This is a genomic window from Bradyrhizobium algeriense, assembly GCF_003062295.1.
Classification (GTDB): Bacteria; Pseudomonadota; Alphaproteobacteria; order Rhizobiales; family Xanthobacteraceae; genus Bradyrhizobium; species Bradyrhizobium algeriense.
This window is the reverse complement of the sequence record NZ_PYCN01000104.1, coordinates 1-3206: the sequence shown is the minus strand read 5'-3', so window position 1 is coordinate 3206 and position 3206 is coordinate 1. Positions and strand designations below refer to the sequence as shown.

At 63.4% G+C, this 3206-nt stretch carries 3 protein-coding genes and 2 pseudogenes; 4 read left to right on the top strand and 1 reads right to left on the bottom strand.

Annotation, left to right across the window (positions count from 1 at the left end; all coding sequences use genetic code 11):
- Positions 1 to 124 precede the first annotated feature (124 nt).
- The 4 genes and pseudogenes from phnK to C7G61_RS42320 all read left to right on the top strand — a co-directional run.
- Positions 125 to 776: pseudogene (gene phnK / locus C7G61_RS42335) on the top strand (phosphonate C-P lyase system protein PhnK); the annotation flags it as partial.
- Positions 777 to 784: 8 nt separating this feature from the next.
- A complete protein-coding gene (phnL, locus tag C7G61_RS42330) occupies positions 785 to 1483 on the top strand; it encodes a phosphonate C-P lyase system protein PhnL (RefSeq protein ID WP_190242269.1) in 699 nt (232 codons plus the stop codon).
- A gap of 14 nt (positions 1484 to 1497) precedes the next feature.
- Positions 1498 to 2655 (top strand): annotated as a pseudogene (locus C7G61_RS42325) (alpha-D-ribose 1-methylphosphonate 5-triphosphate diphosphatase).
- Positions 2652 to 2921, top strand: coding sequence for a hypothetical protein (locus tag C7G61_RS42320; protein ID WP_420836847.1), 270 nt, complete (start codon positions 2652 to 2654; stop codon positions 2919 to 2921). The pseudogene C7G61_RS42325 and the gene C7G61_RS42320 overlap by 4 nt, the downstream one beginning before the upstream one ends.
- A 50-nt stretch (positions 2922 to 2971) precedes the next feature.
- On the opposite strand, the gene C7G61_RS42315 is transcribed toward C7G61_RS42320, so the two are convergent.
- Positions 2972 to 3206, bottom strand: a 235-nt coding sequence (locus C7G61_RS42315) for an integrase core domain-containing protein (protein ID WP_145963813.1), incomplete at its 5' end; no start/stop codon positions are given.

The window sequence follows — 3206 nt, the reverse complement described above, 5'->3', positions numbered from 1 at the left end:
TCGGCGCCAGCTTCCAGCTTCTCTCCGATGCTCCGTCTGGGGCGGAGCTCGCGCTCGGCATCCGTTCGGAAGCCCTCCACCCGTCCGAGTGCGACGGCGCCAACACTCTGACCGGGCGGTCCGGCTCGGCGAATCCGGCTCGGGCAAGACGACGCTGCTGCAGCTCCTCTCCGGGCAGCTCGCGGCAAGTGCCGGCCGCGTCTTTTATCGGATGCGCGATGGCGTGACGCGCGACCTTGCCACGCTTGGCGAAGCCGAGCGGCGCTTTCTGTTCCGCACCGATTGGGGCTATGTGCACCAGGATCCCGCGCAAGGCCTGCGCATGCCGGTCTCGGCCGGCGCTAATGTCGGCGAACGGCTGATGGCGGTGGGCTGGAATCACTATGGGCGTATCCGCGACACCGCATTAAGCTGGCTCGAGCGTGTCGAGATCGACGTTGCGCCGCGCACCTATTCGGGCGGCATGCGGCAGCGTTTGCAGATCGCGCGCAATCTCGTCACCGAGCCGCGGCTGGTGTTCATGGACGAGCCGACCGGCGGCCTCGACGTCTCGGTGCAGGCGCGCCTGCTCGATCTCCTGCGCAACCTCGTGGCCGAGTTGCAACTAGCAGTCGTCATCGTCACCCATGATCTCGCTGTGGCGCGGCTGGTGTCACATTGCGTGATGGTGATGAAGGGCGGGCGGGTGATCGAGACCGGCCTCACCGACCAGGTGCTCGACGATCCGCGCGAACCCTACACCCAACTCCTTCGTCTCTTCGATTCTGCCGCCATGAGCCGCGCAATGAACGCCATGATCGAGATCGTCGACGCACAAAAGACTTTTACGATGCACCTGCAGGGCGGCGTCGAGCTGCCGGTCGTGCTCGGCGTGACCTTCCACGTCAATCCGGGCGAGTGCGTCGTGCTGTCTGGGCCCTCCGGCGCGGGAAAGTCTTCGATCCTGAAGATGATCTTCGGCAACTACCGCTGCGACGGCGGCCGCATCGGCATCCGTCATAGCGGTGCGCTGATCAATCTCGCCACGACCGAGCCCCGGCAAATAATCAATGTCCGGCGCTCGACCATCGGCTATGTCAGCCAGTTCCTGCGCGCGGTGCCGCGCGTTGCGACCATCGACGTCGTCGCCGAGCCTCTGATCGACAACGGCATCCGGCGGGCTGAGGCGCGCGAGCGCGCAGGTCAGCTTTTGCATCGTCTCAACATCCCCGAGCGTCTGTGGCGGCTGCCGCCTGCGACCTTTTCCGGCGGTGAACAGCAGCGCGTCAACGTTGCACGCGGCTTCATCTCCGATCTGCCGATACTGTTGCTCGACGCGCCGACGGCCTCGCTAGACGCCGCCAATCGCGCCGTCGTGGTGGAGTTGATCGCAGAGAAGAAACGCCGGCGTGTTGCCATGGTCGCGATCGTCCATGACGATGAAATCCGCAATTTGATCGCGGATCGCATCGTCGACGTCACACAATTTGCCGCCGCGGCCTGAAGGACGAAGTGGAAATGAACGCGCAGCGGAATGAAGCCGTGATAGCAAACGCCAGGATCGTGCTGGCTGACAGGGTGATGGAGCAGGGCTGGATTGCTCTGGCTCACGGCCGGATCGCCGAGATCGGCGAGGGCAGGGCGCCCGCGGGCGCGGAAGATGCCGGCGGCGACCTGCTGACGCCCGGCCTGATCGAGCTGCACACTGATCACTTGGAAGCGCACTACATGCCGCGGCCAAAAGTGTTCTGGAATCCCGTGGCCGCAGTCATCTCCTATGACGGACAGCTTGCGACGTCAGGGATTACGACCGTGCTGGACTCGCTACGCGTGTGGCGCGAGGATGACGCGGAAGAATTTGACGGCCGCGCCCGTATGCTCGAAGCGGCTATTTCATCCGCGCGCGAAGCCGATCTCCTACGAGCCGATCACTTCCTGCATCTGCGCTGCGAGATGCCGATGCCGAGCGTGGTTGAGGAAGCCAAGGAAATGGTCGGCCGTCCCGACGTGCGGCTGATGTCGCTGATGGATCACACACCCGGACAGCGCCAGTTCCGCGATGAAGGTAAGCTACGCGACTACCATCGCGGCAAAGGCGGCGGCAAGACCGATACGGAGCTCGACGTGCTGTTCGAGCAACGCTTCGCTTATCACAAGGCCTATGCGGCGACCAACATGCGCGAGATCGTGGCACTGGCGCGGGAGCACCAGATTCCGCTCGCAAGCCATGACGACACCACCGAGGAGAATGTCGCGGACGCGGTACGCGATGGCGTTGCTGTGGCGGAATTCCCGACCACGCGGAAGGCCGCGCGTGGATTGCATGAGGCCGGCATCTATATCCTGATGGGCGCCCCCAACGTGGTGCGCGGTGGCTCGCATTCCGGCAACATCGCGGCCGTCGTCCTCGCGCGGGAAGGTCTGCTGGACATCCTGTCGTCCGACTACATTCCGTCGAGCCTCCTGATGGCAGCGCTGTAACTGCCGCGAGAGGTGCCGGGCATCAGTCTTCCGGCCGCGATGCGCACGGTGACCAAGGCGCCGGCGGACGCCGTCGGGCTTTCCGACCGCGGCGAGATTGCGGTGGGCAAGCGAGCCGACCTGATCCGTGTTCACGTTGCAGGCAATATTCCGGTCGTGCGCAGTGTCTGGCGTGAAGGACGCCGTGTCGCATGAGCGAAATTTCGATGATGGCGCCGCAAGAGATGGAAGCAATCGGCCCCGGTCGGCTCGTCCTGGTGGTGGGCCGAGTGGCGCCGGCAAAGATACGCTGCTCGGGCTCGCGCAAGCAGCCTGTGCCGAGGAAAATCATCTTTCCGCGCCGTGTCGTGACGCGGGTATCGGGAAGTCGAAGTCCTGAAGAAAGCCTCTGCCAAGGGAAAGAAGAAGCGGGGAAAGCCGGTGACGATCGTTTCCTGTGTAAAAGTATGCACTTGACCTGACCACTGGCTCTTCGTCGTGGTGGGTGTCCGACGAAGATTTGTGTCCGGCGCTACGCGGCCGGCAGCAATTTCTCCTTCGCAATGGGCAGCGCGTCAAGAAAGGTTTGCATCGGTGTTTTTCCATAGCACCATCGTCCCTGATGCGGGCGCGTTTCGTTGTACGCCGTCACCCAAACATCGAGATCATTCTGCAGCTCGTCGATGGTTCGATAGATCTTCTTGCGGAACGCCACACGATAGAACTCATCGAGCGCGGTTCGATGGAAGCGCTCGCAGATTCCGTTG